This window comes from Polaribacter filamentus (assembly GCF_002943715.1).
Classification (GTDB): Bacteria; Bacteroidota; Bacteroidia; order Flavobacteriales; family Flavobacteriaceae; genus Polaribacter; species Polaribacter filamentus.
Window position 1 is genome coordinate 249,976 of record NZ_MQUA01000014.1, and the last position, 19,038, is coordinate 269,013.

At 31.0% G+C, this 19,038-nt stretch carries 16 protein-coding genes and 1 pseudogene; 10 read left to right on the plus strand and 7 right to left on the minus strand.

Annotated elements, in window-relative coordinates; genetic code table 11:
* Positions 1-50: 50 nt before the first annotated feature.
* Positions 51-722, minus strand: coding sequence for a 16S rRNA (cytidine(1402)-2'-O)-methyltransferase (rsmI, locus tag BST83_RS17825; RefSeq protein WP_104811099.1), 672 nt, complete (start codon positions 720-722; stop codon positions 51-53).
* 81 nt (positions 723-803) lie between these two features.
* Complete coding sequence (locus tag BST83_RS17830) at positions 804-1,163, minus strand: cupin domain-containing protein (RefSeq protein WP_104811100.1); 360 nt, start codon at positions 1,161-1,163, stop codon at positions 804-806.
* A gap of 181 nt (positions 1,164-1,344) precedes the next feature.
* On the opposite strand from BST83_RS17830, the gene aspS reads away from it, so the two are divergent.
* The 3 genes from aspS (at position 1,345) to BST83_RS17845 (ending at position 5,937) form a co-directional block, all read left to right on the plus strand.
* Positions 1,345-3,099 carry an aspartate--tRNA ligase gene (aspS, locus tag BST83_RS17835; protein WP_104811101.1) on the plus strand — a complete coding sequence of 585 codons (1,755 nt, stop codon included), beginning with the start codon at positions 1,345-1,347 and terminating at the stop codon, positions 3,097-3,099.
* Positions 3,100-3,583: 484 nt separating this feature from the next.
* Positions 3,584-5,368 carry a chloride channel protein gene (locus BST83_RS17840; protein ID WP_104811102.1) on the plus strand — a complete coding sequence of 595 codons (1,785 nt, stop codon included), beginning with the start codon at positions 3,584-3,586 and terminating at the stop codon, positions 5,366-5,368.
* Between the two features lie 41 nt (positions 5,369-5,409).
* Positions 5,410-5,937 carry a hypothetical protein gene (locus BST83_RS17845; RefSeq protein WP_240614856.1) on the plus strand — a complete coding sequence of 176 codons (528 nt, stop codon included), beginning with the start codon at positions 5,410-5,412 and terminating at the stop codon, positions 5,935-5,937.
* Between the two features lie 73 nt (positions 5,938-6,010).
* On the opposite strand, the gene BST83_RS17850 is transcribed toward BST83_RS17845, so the two are convergent.
* Positions 6,011-7,036 (minus strand): LacI family DNA-binding transcriptional regulator, encoded by a 1,026-nt coding sequence (locus BST83_RS17850; protein WP_104811103.1) that lies wholly within the window; start codon positions 7,034-7,036, stop codon positions 6,011-6,013.
* A 187-nt stretch (positions 7,037-7,223) separates the two neighbouring features.
* On the opposite strand from BST83_RS17850, the gene BST83_RS17855 reads away from it, so the two are divergent.
* The 4 genes and pseudogenes from BST83_RS17855 to BST83_RS17870 all read left to right on the plus strand — a co-directional run bounded on the left by BST83_RS17855 (position 7,224) and on the right by BST83_RS17870 (position 14,014).
* Positions 7,224-9,848 (plus strand): TonB-dependent receptor domain-containing protein, encoded by a 2,625-nt coding sequence (locus tag BST83_RS17855; protein WP_104811104.1) that lies wholly within the window; start codon positions 7,224-7,226, stop codon positions 9,846-9,848.
* Between the two features lie 85 nt (positions 9,849-9,933).
* Positions 9,934-11,238: an MGH1-like glycoside hydrolase domain-containing protein gene (locus BST83_RS17860; RefSeq protein ID WP_104811105.1), complete on the plus strand. Its 1,305-nt coding sequence runs from the start codon at positions 9,934-9,936 to the stop codon at positions 11,236-11,238.
* Between the two features lie 9 nt (positions 11,239-11,247).
* Positions 11,248-12,893: pseudogene (locus BST83_RS17865) on the plus strand (sodium:solute symporter family transporter).
* On the plus strand, positions 12,890-14,014 hold the full coding sequence (locus tag BST83_RS17870) for a glycerate kinase (RefSeq protein WP_104811106.1): 1,125 nt from the start codon (positions 12,890-12,892) through the stop codon (positions 14,012-14,014). The pseudogene BST83_RS17865 and the gene BST83_RS17870 overlap by 4 nt, the downstream one beginning before the upstream one ends.
* 22 nt (positions 14,015-14,036) lie before the next feature.
* Here the strand turns inward: BST83_RS17870 and BST83_RS17875 are convergent, their stop codons facing one another.
* Positions 14,037-14,480, minus strand: a complete 444-nt coding sequence (locus BST83_RS17875) for a tubby C-terminal domain-like protein (RefSeq protein WP_240614857.1) — start codon at positions 14,478-14,480, stop codon at positions 14,037-14,039.
* Positions 14,481-14,574: 94 nt separating this feature from the next.
* A complete protein-coding gene (gene glpQ / locus BST83_RS17880; RefSeq protein ID WP_104811108.1) occupies positions 14,575-15,552 on the minus strand; it encodes a glycerophosphodiester phosphodiesterase in 978 nt (325 codons plus the stop codon).
* A 127-nt stretch (positions 15,553-15,679) separates the two neighbouring features.
* Here glpQ and BST83_RS17885 point away from each other — a divergent pair, with 127 nt between their 5' ends.
* On the plus strand, positions 15,680-15,919 hold the full coding sequence (locus tag BST83_RS17885) for a hypothetical protein (RefSeq protein ID WP_104811109.1): 240 nt from the start codon (positions 15,680-15,682) through the stop codon (positions 15,917-15,919).
* A 177-nt stretch (positions 15,920-16,096) separates the two neighbouring features.
* On the opposite strand, the gene BST83_RS17890 is transcribed toward BST83_RS17885, so the two are convergent.
* Together BST83_RS17890 and BST83_RS21610 are read right to left on the minus strand one after the other, a co-directional pair.
* On the minus strand, positions 16,097-16,339 hold the full coding sequence (locus BST83_RS17890) for a hypothetical protein (protein ID WP_104811110.1): 243 nt from the start codon (positions 16,337-16,339) through the stop codon (positions 16,097-16,099).
* 14 nt (positions 16,340-16,353) lie between these two features.
* Positions 16,354-16,491: an endonuclease/exonuclease/phosphatase family protein gene (locus BST83_RS21610; protein ID WP_367889212.1), complete on the minus strand. Its 138-nt coding sequence runs from the start codon at positions 16,489-16,491 to the stop codon at positions 16,354-16,356.
* Between the two features lie 333 nt (positions 16,492-16,824).
* Between BST83_RS21610 and BST83_RS17895 the strand changes: the two genes are divergently transcribed.
* Both BST83_RS17895 and hflX read left to right on the plus strand, forming a co-directional pair.
* On the plus strand, positions 16,825-17,514 hold the full coding sequence (locus tag BST83_RS17895) for a DUF2490 domain-containing protein (RefSeq protein ID WP_104811111.1): 690 nt from the start codon (positions 16,825-16,827) through the stop codon (positions 17,512-17,514).
* Between the two features lie 301 nt (positions 17,515-17,815).
* The gene (gene hflX, locus BST83_RS17900; RefSeq protein ID WP_104811112.1) at positions 17,816-19,033 is read left to right on the plus strand and encodes a GTPase HflX; all 1,218 of its coding nucleotides are present in this window, start codon (positions 17,816-17,818) and stop codon (positions 19,031-19,033) included.
* Positions 19,034-19,038 lie beyond the last annotated feature (5 nt).

A 19,038-nucleotide genomic window follows, 5' to 3' on the forward strand; every position in this document is an offset into this window, starting at 1 on the left:
AACTTTGAGGTCTTTTAGAAGAGTAATATTTATTTTGTAATAACCAATAGCTATTTCTTCCCCTCAACAATAATAACAATTTCTCCTTTAGGTGGTTTAATCGTATAATGGGCTAAAACTTCAGTTGCGGTTCCTCTAATGGTTTCTTCAAACATTTTTGTGAGTTCTCTTGACACAGAAACTTGTCTGTCAGCGCCAAAATATTCTACAAAATGTGCCAAAGTTTTTAGTAGTTTATGCGGAGATTCATAAAAAATCATGGTTCTGTTTTCCTCGGATAAAAGCAAAAAACGAGTTTGCCTTCCTTTTTTAACAGGTAAAAAGCCTTCAAAAACAAATTTATCATTTGGCAAGCCAGAATTTACCAAAGCAGGGACAAAGGCAGTTGCGCCAGGTAAACAATCTACTTCAATATTATTTTCTACACACGCTCTTGTTAGTAAAAAACCAGGATCTGAAATTGCAGGAGTTCCGGCATCAGAAATTAATGCGCAGGTTTCACCGTTTTGTATTCTTTGTACAATACCTTTTACAGATTTATGCTCATTATGCATATGATGACTGTGCATTTGTGTGCCAATCTCAAAATGTTTTAAGAGTTTTCCGCTAGTACGTGTGTCTTCTGCTAAAATAAAATCTACCTCTTTTAAAACACGAATCGCTCTAAAAGTCATATCTTCCAAATTACCTATTGGTGTAGGAACTAAATATAATTTACTCATTTTATTTCAGTTATCAGTTATCAGTTATCAGTTATCAGTTATCAGCGTGCTGTAATATTGATAAATGATAATTGTTCATTGTTAAATTGATTCGTAAGTTTCAACAGTAATATCAGCAATTATATCTCCTGTGTGCTTAATGCTTAAAGGTTCAAATAATAAAACATGAACTTCCTCTTTTGCAATAGGTTTATGTTCTACTCCTTTTGGTACAATATAAAATTCACCTTTATTTAAAGTGACTGTTTTATCTCTCAATTCAATATCTAAACTACCTTTCATTACCATAAATAATTCATCTTCATTTTCGTGTTTATGAAATAGAAACTCACCTTTTAGTTTTGCTAATAATATTTGCTGTCCGTTTAATTCGCCTATTTTTTTTGGAGACCAATGATCGGAAAACAACTTGAATTTCTCTTGAAGATTAATAACAGTCATAAAGCAAATTTACAAAGAATTGTACGGATTTTGCGTTACCGATTGCAGCAATTGTTTGAGCTCTTTTTTGTTTAAAAAAAGCGAGTGCGAAAAGCGGGGCATTTCTCTTTAGAAATGAACGCCCAAAAAAGGTTTTTTCTAATGAAATTGTTTAATTTTGCTGTTCATTAAAAGAAAAGAAATGTATAGAAGTCATTCTTGTGGCGAGGTAAGAGCATCGCATATAAATACAGAAGTAACCTTAGCGGGTTGGGTTCAGAAATCTCGTGACAAAGGGTTTATGGTTTGGGTAGATTTACGTGACAGATACGGAATTACGCAACTTATTTTTGATGAAGAACGCACGCCAAAAGAAATGATGGAAAAAGTGAAATCGTTAGGAAGAGAATTTGTGATTCAGATTACGGGAACTGTAATTGATCGTGAATCTAAGAATGATAAAATGGTTACTGGAGACGTGGAAGTGTTGGTTTCTAAATTAGAAATTTTAAACGCATCAATGACACCCCCTTTTACAATTGAAGATAAAACTGATGGCGGAGAAGACATCAGAATGAAATATAGATATTTAGACATTAGAAGAAATCCTGTAAAAAACAGTTTAATTTTTCGTCATAAAGTAGCTATGGAAGTTCGTAAATACTTGTCTGATCAAGAATTTATAGAGGTTGAAACACCATATTTAATAAAATCTACACCAGAGGGCGCAAGAGATTTTGTGGTTCCAAGTAGAATGAACGAAGGTCAGTTTTACGCATTACCACAATCTCCGCAAACATTTAAGCAACTCTTGATGGTTGGCGGAATGGATAAATATTTTCAGATTGTAAAATGCTTTAGAGACGAAGATTTACGCGCAGACAGACAGCCAGAATTTACACAAATTGACTGTGAAATGGCGTTTGTTGAGCAAGAAGATATTTTAAATGTTTTTGAAGGATTAACGCGTCACTTATTGAAAGAAGTTAATAATGTTGAGGTGGATAAATTTCCAAGAATGTTATATGACGATGCAATGCGAATCTACGGAAATGACAAACCAGACATCCGTTTTGGGATGGAGTTTGGCGAGTTAAATGAAGTGGCACAACACAAAGATTTTGGTGTTTTTAACAGCGCAGAATTGGTGGTTGGCATTGCAGTTCCTGGAGGAAATGCATACACAAGAAAAGAAATTGATAAATTAATTGACTGGGTTCGAAGACCACAAGTTGGTGCTTTAGGCATGGTTTATTGCAGAGTTAACGAAGACGGAACTTTTAAATCTTCTGTTGATAAATTTTATGATCAAGAAGACTTGGCAAAATGGGCAGAAAAAACGGATGCAAAAGCGGGCGATTTAATCTGTATTTTATCTGGTGTAACTAATAAAGTAAGAGCACAACTATCTGCTTTAAGAATGGAATTAGCAGCACGTTTAGGATTGAGAGATCCAAAAGTATTTGCGCCACTTTGGGTAATTGATTTCCCGTTGTTAGAATTAGATGAAGAAACTGGGCATTATCATGCAATGCATCACCCTTTTACATCTCCAAAACCAGGGCAATTAGAAATGTTAGACACAGATCCTGGAGCTGTAAAGGCAAATGCATACGATTTGGTTTTAAACGGAAATGAAATTGGTGGAGGTTCTATAAGAATTCACGATAAAAAAATGCAAGCTACCATGTTGCGCCATTTAGGTTTTTCTGATGAAGATGCCAGAGCACAATTTGGTTTCTTAATGGATGCTTTTGAATATGGTGCGCCACCTCACGGAGGTTTGGCTTTTGGTCTAGATAGATTGGTTGCTATTTTAGGCGGACAAGAAACAATTCGTGATTTTATTGCGTTTCCGAAAAATAATTCAGGTCGAGATGTAATGATTGACGCGCCAGCGTTTATTGATGATGATCAACTAAAAGAATTAAGTTTGAAACTAGATATTAAATCATAAAATTTTAAATCCCGCTTTTAGCGGGATTTTTTGTTTCTGTCTCTAATTTTTGAAAAATTAAAAATGGTAAAGAACCAATAAAGAAAACTCCTTTTTGAGAAACTTCACTTTTTATGTGAGTTTGTATTATTCTTGGCGGAGTTATAGTTGTATATTTTGCTTTGAGTTTGTTAAGAGATATAAATAATCAAGAGAAAAAATAGAGTAGCTTACTTTTTTAACTGTTTAAATCTCTAATCATAAGGCGTGAAATTATTTTTTTTCTGATTTTAAAATATTGTTAATTTAAAAAAAGACCACAAAAATCATTTTTTATTAATGTAAAAGACATTAAAATTAAAGACAAACCATTCTAGAAAACAGGTATTTTTAAGTGTTTTTGTATTAATTTTACCGATGCATTAATTATCTATTTAGATTATACTTATTAAAGTATAAAATACATCAAGAATAATTTTATAAATATTTATTACAATTACAACAAGTGCCAACAACAAAAAACATATTCAAAAAAATATTAATTTGGAGATATAAGCACATCTCTGAAAGACAATTTATTTATATTTTAAGCATCCTAGTTGGCTTCTTAGCCGGTTTTGGTGCTGTAATTTTAAAAAACGTAACGCACTTTTTTCAACATCTTTTAGAAGGAAATGTCGTGAGAGATTATCACCATGCATTTTACTTTTTATTTCCAATTATTGGTTTAACACTCGTGTATTTTGTCATAAAATATGTTATTAGAAATAAAGTAAGTCATGGTATTCCTTCCACACTTTTTGCTATTTCAAAAAGAAAAGGAATTATGAAGCGTTACCAAATGTTTGCGTCTATTTTAACAGCTCCAATAACAGTTGGTTTTGGAGGTTCTGTTGGGTTAGAAGGTCCAACCGTTGCAACGGGTGCAGCAATTAGTTCTAATATTGCAAGGTGGTTTCATTTAAATCAAACGACTAGAACTTTATTAATTGGTTGTGCTGCTGCTGGTGCACTTTCATCAATATTTAAAGCGCCAATTGCAGCTATTATTTTTGCGATAGAAGTCTTTAGTTTAGACTTAACAATTGCTTCGATGTTGCCATTACTTTTAGCCTCATTATCCGCAATTATTACTTCTCGTTTCTTCTTTGGTTCGGATGTTTTGCTACCATTTGTAATAGAAGATCCATTTAAAATAAACGATATTTTATATTTTATATTTTTAGGAATTATTGGTGGTTTAGTGTCCATTTATTTTACGGAAGTTTATGATAGAATTCAGAAATTTTTTGATAAAATGAGTTCGCCAATAAAACGTCTTTTAGTAGGTGGAATTGGTTTAGGTATTCTCGTTTATTTCATTCCGCCGCTATATGGTGAAGGTTTTGAGGTAATAAATAATCTTCTTGTGGGAAACCACGAGGAAGCATTGAGAAATAATTTTATGCAATTAGATTTATCAAATGTATGGATTGTAATTTTGTTGTTATTTGGCTTAGTTTTCTTTAAAATTATAGCAAGCGCTTTTACTTTTGGAGCAGGAGGAGTTGGTGGTATTTTTGCGCCAACACTTTTTATGGGAAGTGTTATGGGAAATTGTGTTGCCAAAATAATTAATACAACGGGATTCTCTAATGTGTCCGAAAGTAATTTTACACTGGTAGGAATGGCTGGTTTAATGGCAGGAGTTTTACATGCACCATTAACTGCAATATTTTTAATCGCTGAACTTACAGGTGGTTATGAACTTTTTATACCCTTAATGCTAACTTCCACAATTTCATATTCTATTGCAAAATATGTACATCCGTATTCTGTGTATGCAATGCAACTGGGTAGAAAAGGAGAATTAATAACACACAATAAAGACCACGCAGTGTTAACTTTAATGGATATTGATAAAGTTATAGAAAATAATTTTGTACCTGTTTATTCAGATATGAATTTAGAAAATATGATAAAAAATGCGGTCGTAAAATCTAATAGAAACATTTTCCCTGTACTTAATAAAGAAAGTGAAAAACTAATTGGTATTATTTTATTAGACGATTTAAGACCGGTAATGTTTGATCAAGCTTTATATAAAACTCTATTTGCAAGAGATGTAATGCAAAATCCGCCAGAAATAATAGTGATAGGTAAGGATAAAATGACCGACATCATGAAGAAGTTTAAAGAGAGTGGTGCTTGGAATTTACCTGTTATAAAAGAAGAGAAATACATAGGTTTTATCTCAAAATCGAAATTATTAACCGCTTATAGAAATAAGCTGATAGAAGTTACTGCGTAAAGCAAAGAAAAGAAATGAGAACAAATAGTTTTACCGCAAAAATGAGTAAAATATCTAACGAGGCGTTAGAAACAATTTTTAACGAAAAAAGTAAGTATACAGAAGAAGCTGTGCAGGCTGTAATTTGGGAATTGGAAAATAGAAGTTTAATTGAAAAAACGGAAATTCTTTATCAAGATCCAGAAAAAGTAGTTCAAGTAACTAAAGTTGCCAGTACAAAAGAAACGCAAGAAAAAAACGAAAGTCCTTTCGAAGAATTGGTGTTGCCTGTTTTATATTCACAAAAAGCGGTTCAAGGTTTTACGATATTTTTCACCACAATATTTGGGGCGGTTTTATTAATGCGAAATTTAAAAGAAATGAACAAACCAAAAGCAGGAATTCTGGTTCTTGTTTTTGGAAACGTGTACACCTTATTTTCAATTATCCTTTTAAATTATCTTCCTAAAATGTTTTTTATCACTTTAATATTCAATCTTATTGGTTATGCAATTCTAATTGAATTTTTTTGGAACAAACATTTAGGAACGGACTTAGAATATAAAAGAAGCAAGTTTGGAAACCTTTAGTTATTTCTCTTTTAATTACTGTGGGATTAGTTTTCTTACAGTTTCAACCACAAATTTAGGCGTAGTAAGAGCGTTAAATAGAAATTAAAGTAGATTCTCTAATAATTAAATTGGTTTTAATTTCTATGGTTTTGCTAGCTAAATATTCTTTAGGGTTTTCAATTTCCTTTATGAGATAATTAACAGCAATTTCTCCAATTCTATTTCCTGGCTGATCTACAGTTGTTAGTTTTGGCTGAATAATTGTAGAATTTAAAGAATTACTAAAACCTACAACAGCAATTTCTTCAGGTATTTTGATATTAAATTTATGTAGCGTTTGTATGGCACCAATTGCAGCTGTATCAGTAATAGAAAAAATAGCGTCTGGTTTTTCCTGTAAACTAATTAATTGACTTGTAAGTCTTCTGCCTTTTTTAAGGGAAATATCATGCGTGCTTAAAATTAATTTTTCATCTATAGCAATATTGTTGGTCTTTAAAGCTCTTAAATATCCCTGAAATATTTTTTCAGAATTATACGATTGTTCAAATTCTTTAAGAATAGCAATTCTTTTTTTACCTATATTAATAAGGTGTTCAACTGCATTGAAAGCAGCCTCTTCACCATTAATAATTATTTGAGTACAAGGAACTTTTGCAGAAACTTTATCAAAAAGAATTAAAGGTTTCTGATTTAACGCATATAATATAGGATCAACATCAACCGTATTTTTTGATAATGACATAAGAATACCATCAACCCCAAATTGAAGCATCGTATGTAGCATTTCTTTTTCTTTTTTTACATCATTATTCGTTTCAGAAATAATTATTCTATATCCCTTAATTTCTGCTTGCAATAATATTTCTTTTAAAATTGTTGATATAAAGTAAGAAAGAATATTTGGCACAATAACGCCAATAATATTTGTTTTATGTTGTCTAAAACCCTTCGCAAAAATATTGGGCATATAATGTAACTTTTTTGCAAGGTTTTTTACCTTTTTTGTGGTTTCTTCACTAATATCTGGGTGATTATTTAAAGCTCTAGATACTGTAGAGGTAGAAATATCAAGCAGTTGAGCCATCTTTTTTAGTGTTGTAACTTCTTTTTTCATCAAAATATAGTATTAATTTTATAAAAATATAAAAAACAAACGTTCCCGCAATCGTTTGCGTTATATTTTCGTAATAAAACCTTAAAAAAATAATGTACTTGTTAATAGATTTACCTAATAATTAACTAAATCATAAAAAAATGAAAAAATAGTACTAACATTAATTTGTATTATTAGCTTTTCTGCAATGAATGCGCAGACAAAAGTTAAAGGAACAATTAAAGATACTACAGGAGAACCAATACCTGGTGCAAGTATCCTAATTAAAGGAACTAGTTTTGGAGGGTCTTCAGATTTTGATGGTAATTTTAGTTTTACAACTTCTAGTACTGGAACCCAAACTTTACAAGTTTCTTACATCGGTTATAGTATTTTTGAAAAGACCTTAAATTTAGATGGAACAACATTAACAGTAAATGTTGTACTACAAGAAGGAGGAAATCAATTAGATGAAATTGTTTTAACAGCTTCTGCAACATTTAGGTCTCAAAAAGAGACACCAATGTCTATTAGTTCTATTAAACAAAAGGAGATTACTAGATTATCGGCAAATTCTCAAGCAGATATTATTAGAAGTATTCCTGGTATTACTGCGGAAGGAGGTGGTGGTGAAACTGCAACTAATGTATTTGTAAGAGGTTTACCTTCTGGAGGACAATATGTGTTTAATCCATTACAATATGATGGTATGCCTTTAATGAGTACGTTTGGTTTAAACTCATCTGCACATGATGTGTATGCAAGACCAGATATCGGTTTTAAAGGAGTGGAATTTGTTAGAGGAGGTTCTGCTGTTTTATACGGAGCTGGTTCTGTTGCTGGTATTATTAACTACACAAGTAAAACAGGAGATACTAATGCAGAAAACATTGTAAACATAGAATGGGCAGATCAAGGACGTTTAAAAACAGATTTTTATACCGGAGGTAAATTAGGTGGAGAAGACTCAAACACTTATTATGCATTTACTGGTTTTGTAAGAAAAGATGATGGTCCAATAGAAACAGGAATGCCAACAAGAGGTGTTCAATTTAGAGCCAATATTAAAAAGAAATTTGAAAATGGTTCTTTTACAGTTCATGGACAACTTATTAATGACAACGCTCAATTCTTTATGCCTTTACCTTTAGATGGTAGTAGAAATAGAATTGCAGGAAATGATGGAGAACCAGTATCTCAATTATTGTCTAGCCAGTTAGCAAATACTTCTTTCTTAACAGCTGGTGGTGCCTATGAAAGTCCAATTGAAGATGGAGTTTCTACGCAAGGTGGTTATGTAATGGGAGATTTTAACTATAATTTTTCTGATGATTTAAAATTCAAATCAAAAGTAAAATTTGCAAACTATCAACATAATTTTGCTTTATATGTTGGTGGAAACGGAACCTATAACAACCCATTAACGTTAGCAAATTATGTAAATAATGTAGCTCCTGGTAATACAGGATATACAGCACAATATCAAGGAGGAGTAGGTTCAGTGAATCCTAATGACCTAGTTGTAGAAAACTTACACGTAGATCGTTTAAGACCAATGACAGATTATTCTGGTGAAGCTTCTTTAACAAAAACCATAGAAACTGATAAAGGAAGTCATAATATTACTGCTGGTGTGTATTTAGCAAGAACAGAAGCAGAAGACGTAAACTATCAATACAGAGTTTTATCAGAATTTAACAACAATCCTCGTTTGGTAAATTTAAGTTATACAGACGCAGGTGATAATAATGTAACATATTCTGATGGAGGTTTATACAACAGAATTGGTATGACAGCGAATAACTTTTTATCACAAAGTAAAACCGCATTTTACTTAACCGATGAAATGGTTTTTGACAAATGGCGTTTTGATGCTGGTATTAGAATAGAAAGTACAAAAGGTACTTTTAATAAAGGTAATGTTGCAACTAGTGCAGTATATGATGATGCTGATTTAACAGCAAACCTAGCGAATGTACAATTTGCTGATGGTAGTTTTGTAAGAGGAAATGTAGAAGCTACAGATTGGGCAGTTTCTTTGGCAGCATTGCATAACTTAACAGAAGATGTAAATTTGTATGCTAACTTTTCTAGAGGGTTTTTCTTTCCACAAATTAGAGGTTTTGCACGAACTGCAGGAATACCAAATACCAATTACGACTCTGAAAAGATTACACAATTTGAAGCAGGTGCTAAATTAGGTACTGAAAAATTATCAGGTTCTTTAGCTGCTTATTATGTAAGTTTAAAAGATAGAGTAAGAATTACTCAAGGGTTTTCAGGGGGTGCTCTAGTAGATTTATTAAGGTCTGACCAAAGTACTTCTACATTTGGTGTAGAAGCAAACTGGTCTTATAAATTTACAGAGCATTTAGATTTTAGAGGTTCTGCAACGTATCAACAACACGAAATCACTAAAAATATTGATGAAGATTTAGTGAATGGCGGTTCTGCCGAAGTTAATGTTGGTAATGAATTAGCAAGACAACCAAATTTTTTAACAACATTAGGTTTACACTTTGACAATAGTAGTTTTGATGCATTATTTACGCTAAACCATACAGGTAAAAAGTTTACAGCAGATAATAACAATGTAGAGTTAGACGCTATTAATATTTTTAGACTTGGTGCTGGATACACATTTGGTCTAAGTAATGATAAGGATAGAAATGAAAACTTAAGATTAGGATTCTCTGTTTTTAATTTATTTGATGATGCTGGTGTAACAGAAGGAGATCCAAGAAATATAAACCAAGCAGGTGACGCAGAATTTTTCTACGGAAGACCAATTTTACCAAGAAGAATGTTTTTAACTGCAACCCTTAATTTTTAATACCCCTAATTAATTTTAGTGTGCTCACTACTTAAAAACATCTGGGTAGTGAGTTTTCAAATTAAGTAACATCAATTTTTATACAATGAAGAAATTACAAGAACAAGCTATAGAAGTACTTAATAATAACTGGACAGGAAGTTTTAGTATTCCATGTGCTAACTTATATCCATTTCAGTGGTTTTGGGACTCAGGTTTAATAGCGATAGGTTTTGCGCATTTTGATATGCCAAAAGCCGAAAAAGAAATAGAAACATTATTAGATGCACAATGGGAAAATGGCTTTATACCACACATCATTTTTCATACAGAGAATGATAGCTATTTTCCGGGAGCGAGTTTTCATCGCTCAGATTTACATCCATTAGCTTCAAAAAAATACAAATCTACAGGAATGACACAGCCACCTGTAACGGGTTTTGTGTTAGAAGAAATGTATAAAATTAGTAACCAAAAAGAAGCTTCTTTAAAATATATAGCATCAGTAATTGATAAAGTATATTTTAATCACGAATATTTTTATAAAAATAGAGATCCTCAAAATGAAGGCTTGGTTTACATCTATCATAATTGGGAATCTGGTACAGATAATTCACCAATTTGGGATGATATTTGGGAAACCATGAATCCGCCAGAATATACTTTTGAGAGAAGAGATACCACACATGTAGATGCAGCACAACGTCCATCTAAAAGAGAATATGATCATTATTTACACATTATAGAAATTGCAAAAGAACATAATTATAGTGATGAAAAAATCGCTGAATTATCACCTTTTCTGGTTCAAGATCCATTATTTAATGCAATGCTAATCAAATCAAATGAAAGTTTAATAACTTTATATAAATTGATTGGAGGTAATATTGATAAAATTGAACAACTTAAAAAATGGCAAGAAAAAAGTAAAGAATCATTTAATAATAAGTTATTTGATGACGAATTAGGAGCTTATATTCATTACGATTTAAGAAACGAAAAACCGTTAAGATATTTATCATCATCATCATTTTCACCTTTGTTTGCAAATATTCCTACAAAAGAGAAAGCAGACAAGATGATAAAAGTAATGATCGAGAAATTTGGAGGAGAACACCAGTATCTGTGTGCTTCTTTTGATCCAACAAGTGCGCTATTTAATCCAAAAAAATATTGGAGAGGCCCAGTTTGGATAAACCTAAATTGGATGCTTTTTAATGGGTTAAACAATTATGGTTATACCGATATTGCAGAACGTGTAAAACAAGATACCATTAGTCTTATTAAAAATAATGGTTTCTATGAGTATTTTGATTCTAGAAAAGAAATGCATACAAATGGAAAAGCGGGTTATGGAGGAAATAATTTTTCCTGGAGTGCAGCTTTATTAATTGATTTACTTGAAAAATAACCAAAAACCATGAACTGGCTAGACTACAGTATTATACTATTTTATATCATTTTCTTCTTAGGAATGGGATTCTTTTTTAAGGATAATAAAGATTCCAAAGATTATTTTTTAGGAGGTAAAAGCATGGGATGGTTTCCTTTAAGTTTATCAACAATGGCAACACAATTGTCTGCCATAAGTTTTATTTCTGCTCCTGCCTTTGTAGGATTAAAATTAGGTGGTGGAATGAAATGGTTAACCTTTGAGTTTACTGTTCCTCTTGCTATGATTTTTATAATGATTGTTATAATTCCGCCATTATTTCGTTCTGGAGTTGTTAGTATTTATGAATTTGTTGAAAAACGTTTTAGTGCTTCAACTAGATTAATTTTAAGTGTTGTTTTTCAGTTAAGTCGTGCTTTGGCAACTGGTGTAATGGTGTATGCAATTGCCATTATTTTACAATCGGTTTTAGATATTGATTTTGTATACACAATTTTAATAATAAGTGTTATTACGATTATTTATTCTTGGCAGGGTGGCATGAAAGCTGTTGTTTGGGGAGATGCCATACAAATGATTATTCTGTTTTTTGGTTTAATTATTTGCTTGTATTTTGGATGGAGTCAGTTACAAGAACTTGGTGGTTTACAAGAAGGTTTTAATCCTGAAAGACTAAAAGTAATCGATTTTAATTTAGGCGTAGGAGAAGGAAATGAATACGGATTATTACCAATGATTTTAGGAGGTTTCTTTTTATATGCTTCTTATTATGGATGCGATCAAACACAAGCACAAAGACTTTTATCCGCTAAAAGCGAAAAAACGATTCGTCAATTATTATTAGCAAACGGGCTTTTAAGATTCCCTGTAGTATTAATTTACTGTATTATGGGACTTGTTATTGGTGGTTTAGTAACTTTAGCTCCAGATTTTTTACAAGAAATTGCAAATACAACTCAAAAATATTTTCCAGAAGAATTTGCGAAAAATGGTATAAAAGCAGATTTAATGATTCCTGTTTTTATCATGAAATATTTACCACATGGCCTTATCGGTATTTTAATGGTTGGTATTCTTTCTGCAGCAATGTCTTCTTTAAGTTCTACCGTTAATTCTTTATCTGCTGTAACCGTTGAAGATTTTTTTAACCGTGGTAAAACAAAATTAACAAATAAGAAATATATGATGATTTCTAAAGCATCAGTAGTGTTTTGGGGATTAGTTTGTATTGCTAGTGCCTTTTTGTTTGGTGGTAGTAAAAGTGCCGTTATAGAAATTATTAATGCAATAGGTTCTGTGTTTTATGGCCCTGTATTAGTAACCTTTGTGCTAGCTTTCTTTTCTAAAAAAGTAAACCATATTGGTATGAATGCTGGTATTATTTTAGCTGTTTTAATTAACTTGATTTTTTCAAAAACCATTCAAGGATTATTTCACATCGATTTAGGAATTCATATTTTTTGGATTTGGCTTAACTTTACAGGTGTTATTATTTCGTTAGTTGTTGCTTATGTTGTTAGTGCTTTTACAAAGAATGTTGAGATAAAAAAGATTTCTAATTTTAATGTAGCTATTAAAAAGAAGATTTTATGATAAAAGAGGTTTACATTTTAGTAGCGTTTTTTATAGCGATTGTAACTTTTAGTTTCTTTATTCCAACAATATTCGGATGAAAATAATACTTGCACCAGACAAATTTAAAAACTCTTTAACAGGATTAGAGTTCTGTGAAGCTGTAGAAGAAGGTATTTGTAAAATTACTTCTGATGTAGAAATTACAAGACTGCCTCTTGCAGATGGAGGAGACGGCACTATTGAAGTTGTAAATTATTATTTAAAAGGAAATATTATTAATGTACTCGTTAATAATCCTTTTTTTGAACCTATAAAAGCTACTTATTTATATGCTGATGCAACAAAAACTGCATTTATAGAAATGGCGGAAGCTTCTGGTGTAAAGCGGTTAAAGAAAGAACAGTTTGATTGTAAAAACGCCACCACTTTTGGCACTGGAGAAATGATTATAGATGCCATTGAAAAAGGAGCTTCTACAATTATTTTAGGAATTGGAGGAAGTGCAACAAGCGATTGTGGTATCGGTATGGCAACTGCTTTAGGATATCAATTTTTAGATAAAAATAATCAAAAATTAAAACCTATCGGTGCTAATTTATCTAAAATAAAATCAATTGATGCAACAAATATTCATCATAAATTAAGTAACGTAGATTTTAAAATTGCTTGCGATGTAACCAATCCTTTATATGGAGAAAATGGAGCAGCTTTTGTTTATGGTGCTCAAAAAGGAGCATCAACAGAAGATATTTTAATGTTAGATAAAGGTTTGCAAGATTTTTCTGCTATTTTAAATGATGTTTTTACTATTGAGGTGCAATCTGTTAAAGGAGCTGGAGCTGCAGGTGGAATGGGAATTGCTTCAAAGCTTTTTTTAAACGGAACGTTAGAGCCAGGAATTCAATTAATTAAGAATTTAGCCCAATTTGATGATAAAATTAAAAATGCAGATTGGATTATTACTGGCGAAGGAAAATTAGATATACAAACAATGTCTGGTAAAACGATTCAAGGTGTTTTGTCTTCTGCAAATGCACAAAAAATAAAAGTAGCTGCTTTTTGTGGTACTATTGATTTAGAAGAAAACGCTATTGAATCTTTAGGGATTAATTATGCTGATGCTGTTATGAAGTATGCCAATAATTTAGAAGATGCAATGCAAAACAGTTTTGATTATTTAAAAAAAATAGCTCAGAAATTTGCAGAAGAAATCAATTAGTTTTCTGTTAAATTTTCTAAAATCAACTCCAAGGTTCTTGGTTTGGTTCTAGTTGTTTTTGGCTCGTTAAAATAGCTTTCGAACTTTGTTCTGTATCACCAATTTTTAAACAGGAGAATAATAAAAAACAAATTTCTAAATCTTTTTTGTCTAAAAGTTGTAGTTTAATACATTCTTTAAAATTTTCATTCGAAAAAGATTCATCTAATTCTGCTATTTTCGTTCCATTTTTAAAGATAGATTTTTTCTTTTTGTAATGCGTTTTTATCTCATAAGTAATCTCATTAATATCTATAGAATAGATTGTTTTTCTGTTGTTTTGAGAAATTAAATTTAGTACATTTTCTTTATTATCTTTTATGGTAAATACCATTTTCCATTTCCAAAATTTGAATTTTTTAGTGATTGAATAAATAATTTTTTCTTCTGAATTGAAGACCTCGGACCCGAATTTTCCGAAATCCATAAACCATTGAGAATTGTAAATGCTCTCGTGAGAATTAAAAACATCTAATCGATTATTATAATGTTTTATTGAATATAATTATGTAGTCATAGTGTTATTCATCTTTTAAAAAATTCACAACCAAATCAGGGAAATCAGTAAAACAACCATCAATATTTGCATCTATTAAGAGCGTTTGCATCATTTCTTCAAAACTAGAAAATTCATCTAAAGAATCTGCTCTAAAAGTATATGGGTGTACTTTTAAACCCAATTGATGTGCATCAGAAACTAAAGAAGTAAATGTGAATTTATCATTAATTTTTTCTGATAAAATCTGTTTGTAATAAGGGCCAATTCCGTCTGCATAGGTTGCAAAATGTTCCAATTGTTTAGTTTCTTCTGGGAATTCTATTAACTGAACCAAAAATAATTCTGATTGTAATTCTTTTCTGATTCGCTCTAATTCTTTTGCATCAAAACATTGCAGAATACATTGGTCTTTTTTAGTTTTGTAACCATAATCAGAAAGCACTTTTAAAACAATTTTCGTTAAGTTTTTTCCTTCTTTTCTGTGGAATTCAGGTTCTTTGATTTCAGGATAAATACCAATATTTTTGCTTGTACTTTTATTTAATCCTTGAATTAATTCGATTTCTTCTTGTAAAGAATGTAGTTTAAAATTCCCTTTGTTTTTCGGGAAACGATTTGGATAAAATTGTTCTCCAGTTTTTGGATTAAAACGTTCTGTAACGCTTAGCGTTTTTAGTTCATCAAACGTAAAATCGATTACGTAATACCGATTGTCATTTCTTTTTCTGTCAATAAATTTTGTGGTAACATCCGTAACGTCATCCAAATAAATGTCATGAATTACAATAGGAATATCATCTTTACTCAATACCAAATCTTGTTCAATAAAATCGGCATTCATTGCGTGTGCCATGGCTTTCGCTTCTAAAGTATGTTCAGGTAAATACCCTGAAGCACCTCTATGTGCAATTACAATTTTTTGGTTCATAATTGGTTGTTTTTTAGTTTGATTGCAAGAAAAGAGCAACAAACCAATCAAAAATACTGAAATTGATTTCATTTAAATAGAAAATTATATTTTATTAAGGCCCTAATTTATCTAATTTTAACTAATCAGAAAAATTATATTTTTGGAAAATACTTGTCATTTATATTTTTTCAAGATATAACTTTTGTAAATTTACAACATGAAATTAACGTTAAAAATAATGTTTGTCGTTTTTTTGGTTTGGATGGCAACGGGAGTATATCTTGTAAACGCAGAACACGAAAAAGCACAAGTCGTTATGGGCTTGGGTGTTTTTTACTTCTCGTTTTTGTTTATGCCTTTTTTTATTTATTATAGATACAAGGACGGCAAATACAAAAAGTATATTTTAAATGATGAAAAGTTGATAAAAGCTTTTAAGAATGTAGGTAAGGATTAATCTTCTTTTCTAGAAAAGTATATACAGGAAAATGGTCGGAAAATCCTCCTTGATATCACCTACTAATATTGGTTTTAAAAGGGCTTCCTTTTAATTTTCCTGAGTTCCATCAACAATAGTTATCAGCATTTAGGCAGCAGCAATTCTTTTAGGCGTTGATTCTGCTTTACCTTAGCTTCAAGAGGTCCAATTATTTGCTAAAACATTTAGTAACTCTCTATGCAAGTTTCCACTAAATTTTAAAATACCTCTTGTATAATCTCGTTTGCCTGCATTATCTTTTAGAAAAACGAGATAGGTTTTATAACTCAATAATTCGAAAGCAATTTTATTGTACAACAAGGCTAAATCAGCTACTACTTTTTCGTTTTCAACTTCGACTAAACCATCAAGTACAGGTGGATTTTCAGATCGTCTCATGCCTAATTGCAAAATTACAGAACCCAGTTTCTTGATTTTAATTTTGTAACGTCTAAAGGTTCATTTGTTTTTCTTTTTGGGGTAAACTCATCATCGGCGGTTGTTGGGTTATTAAAAGTATCAAATAAATTTTCTATATTAGAAAATGTGATAGTTGTATTTTTTCACTTTGTTTTGAGGATGAAAATTAGGTGAACATATAGAGTTTCTTGTAAATCTAGCACAATTTTATAACATTAAATATAATGTTATATTAACATTAGGATATGCTATTTTAACTTTTTCTATATTAGTTTTGTAAAAATTAATTGTTTAAAAAGAAAAGTATAAGACCAAAAACCATCAGATTTGAATTAATTAGCTAAAACCTCAATTTCGGTTGAGGTTTTTTTATGCTTTAAACGGACTAAAGCAAATCGTTAAAAATTAGTTTCACACATATAATTAGTAGCAATACTATTTTATTTTTATAAAATATAATCAGTATGAGAATTTGTATTCTTTTTTTATCTATTTTTTTATTAGCAAACAAGTCATATTCGCAAGTTGTCGAGAATCAAACGGGTGCTTGGTACATGTATTTTTACAACCATCAGTTTAAAAATTTGCAGTGGGGAATTCAAGGGGATTTTCAGCACAGAGATTGGCAAGTTTTAGGCGATCAAGAACAATTATTATTGCGTTCTGGAATTACTTTTACACCTAAAGATGCTGGAGTTCTATTAACCCTAGGAATTGCAAATATAACTTCAGGGCAGTTTGGAGAATCGGACGATACATCAAACGAAAACAGAATCTACCAAGAAGCATTGTTGCCTCAAAAAATAGGGAATCGACTTTTAATTACACATCGTTTTAGATACGAACAACGTTTTGTGGAAAGTCAAGATTTCAGAACAAGATACAGGTATAATTTATTTATCAATATTCCTTTTAATGCTAAAGATTTAAGTGCAAAAACGATGTATGGGGCCTTTTATAATGAGCTTTTTATAAATGGAGAAAGAACCATTGGAGACGGTAAAGAGGTAGAATTATTTGATAGAAATAGAAGTTATTTTGGTTTGGGTTATGTTTTAAACAAATCAGTAAGATTTCAAGTGGGTTATATGATGCAGACGACCAATGCTTGGAGTAAAGGGCAATTACAATTTAGTATGCATCATAATTTTTAACAAGAACGTTTTAACACAAAGAGATTATTCCACTCAAAGAAGTTTCTTTTAAAAACGAAGCTTTTACAAATGCTCTAATACATAATAATGCTTTAAAAACAGTTGATTACATTAGAGTTACATCACCTAAAATAGCAAGTTTATAAAAAGAAGGCAAAATTAAAATAGTAGCAGCAATTTATAACATGGCTGCAGGAAATTTAGAATTTATTCAATAAGAAATAAATAAGTTTGAGTGATTGATTGATTAGTTGGTGTCAAAATTCTTTTGGTGTCAACTTTCTTTTTACCTTTGTATCTTATGATAGACCAAAAAGAAGCCATTTCTGAAAAAGTTGTTTTAATAGGTGTAATTACCCAAAAACAAGACGAATCTAAATCTCAAGAATATTTAGATGAACTAGAGTTTTTAACATTAACTGCTGGTGGAGTTGTTGTGAAAAGATTTGTTCAAAAAATGGAAAAACCAAATCCTAAAACCTTTTTAGGAACAGGTAAACTAGAAGAAGTAAGAGATTTTATTCAGGGAAACGAAATAGGAACCGCTATTTTTGATGATGAATTATCTGCCGGACAATTGCGAAATATTGAAGCAATTCTAGATTGTAAAATTTTAGACAGAACCAATTTAATCTTAGATATTTTTGCGCAAAGAGCACAAACAAGTTCGGCAAAAACACAAGTTGAGTTAGCACAGCATCAATATCTATTACCACGTTTAACGAGACTTTGGACCCATTTAGATAAGCAAAAAGGTGGAATTGGGATGCGTGGTCCTGGAGAAACAGAAATTGAAACGGATAGACGTATTATTCGGGATAAAATAGATGTATTAAAAAAGAAACTTTTAACCATAGATAGACAAACGTCTGTGCAGCGTAAAAATCGCGGAAAAATGGTAAGAGTTGCTTTGGTTGGTTACACAAACGTTGGGAAATCGACATTAATGAATGTAATTAGCAAGAGTGATGTATTTGCAGAAGACAAGCTTTTCGCAACTTTAGATACCACAGTTCGAAAAGTAGTGATTAAGAACCTTCCGTTTTTAATGACAGACACCGTTGGTTTTATTAGAAAATTACCGACACAATTAGTGGAATCTTTTAAATCAACGTTAGATGAAGTTCGGGAAGCAGATTTATTATTGCATGTGGTAGATATTTCTCATGCAAGTTTTGAGGATCAGATTGCTTCGGTAAATTCTGTTTTAGCGGATATAAAATGTGCAGACAAACCAACTTTAATGGTTTTTAATAAGATTGATGCCTATTCTTTTGAAACGATTGATGAAGATGATTTAGTTACAGAAAAAGGCAAAGAACATTACACTTTACAAGATTGGCAAAAAACATGGATGAATGATTATGATGCACCATCTATCTTTATTTCTGCTCTAAACAAAGATAATTTAGAATATTTTAAAGAAACAGTTTATGAAGAAGTAAAGAAAATTCATATTCAACGTTTTCCTTATAGCGACTTTTTGTATACTGAATACGAAGAGGAAGAGGAAATTTAATAATT

Excerpts from the sequence above, each read along its gene's own strand:
- rsmI (WP_104811099.1), bottom strand. The coding sequence starts at position 722 with ATGAGTAAATTATATTTAGTTCCTACACCAATAGGTAATTTGGAAGAT.
- BST83_RS17830 (WP_104811100.1), bottom strand. The coding sequence starts at position 1,163 with ATGACTGTTATTAATCTTCAAGAGAAATTCAAGTTGTTTTCCGATCAT.
- aspS (WP_104811101.1), top strand. The coding sequence starts at position 1,345 with ATGTATAGAAGTCATTCTTGTGGCGAGGTAAGAGCATCGCATATAAAT.
- BST83_RS17845 (WP_240614856.1), top strand. The coding sequence starts at position 5,410 with ATGAGTAAAATATCTAACGAGGCGTTAGAAACAATTTTTAACGAAAAA.
- BST83_RS17850 (WP_104811103.1), bottom strand. The coding sequence starts at position 7,036 with ATGAAAAAAGAAGTTACAACACTAAAAAAGATGGCTCAACTGCTTGAT.
- BST83_RS17855 (WP_104811104.1), top strand. The coding sequence starts at position 7,224 with ATGAATGCGCAGACAAAAGTTAAAGGAACAATTAAAGATACTACAGGA.
- BST83_RS17860 (WP_104811105.1), top strand. The coding sequence starts at position 9,934 with ATGAAGAAATTACAAGAACAAGCTATAGAAGTACTTAATAATAACTGG.
- BST83_RS17870 (WP_104811106.1), top strand. The coding sequence starts at position 12,890 with ATGAAAATAATACTTGCACCAGACAAATTTAAAAACTCTTTAACAGGA.
- BST83_RS17875 (WP_240614857.1), bottom strand. The coding sequence starts at position 14,480 with ATGGATTTCGGAAAATTCGGGTCCGAGGTCTTCAATTCAGAAGAAAAA.
- glpQ (WP_104811108.1), bottom strand. The coding sequence starts at position 15,552 with ATGAAATCAATTTCAGTATTTTTGATTGGTTTGTTGCTCTTTTCTTGC.
- BST83_RS17885 (WP_104811109.1), top strand. The coding sequence starts at position 15,680 with ATGAAATTAACGTTAAAAATAATGTTTGTCGTTTTTTTGGTTTGGATG.
- BST83_RS17890 (WP_104811110.1), bottom strand. The coding sequence starts at position 16,339 with ATGAGACGATCTGAAAATCCACCTGTACTTGATGGTTTAGTCGAAGTT.
- BST83_RS17895 (WP_104811111.1), top strand. The coding sequence starts at position 16,825 with ATGAGAATTTGTATTCTTTTTTTATCTATTTTTTTATTAGCAAACAAG.
- hflX (WP_104811112.1), top strand. The coding sequence starts at position 17,816 with ATGATAGACCAAAAAGAAGCCATTTCTGAAAAAGTTGTTTTAATAGGT.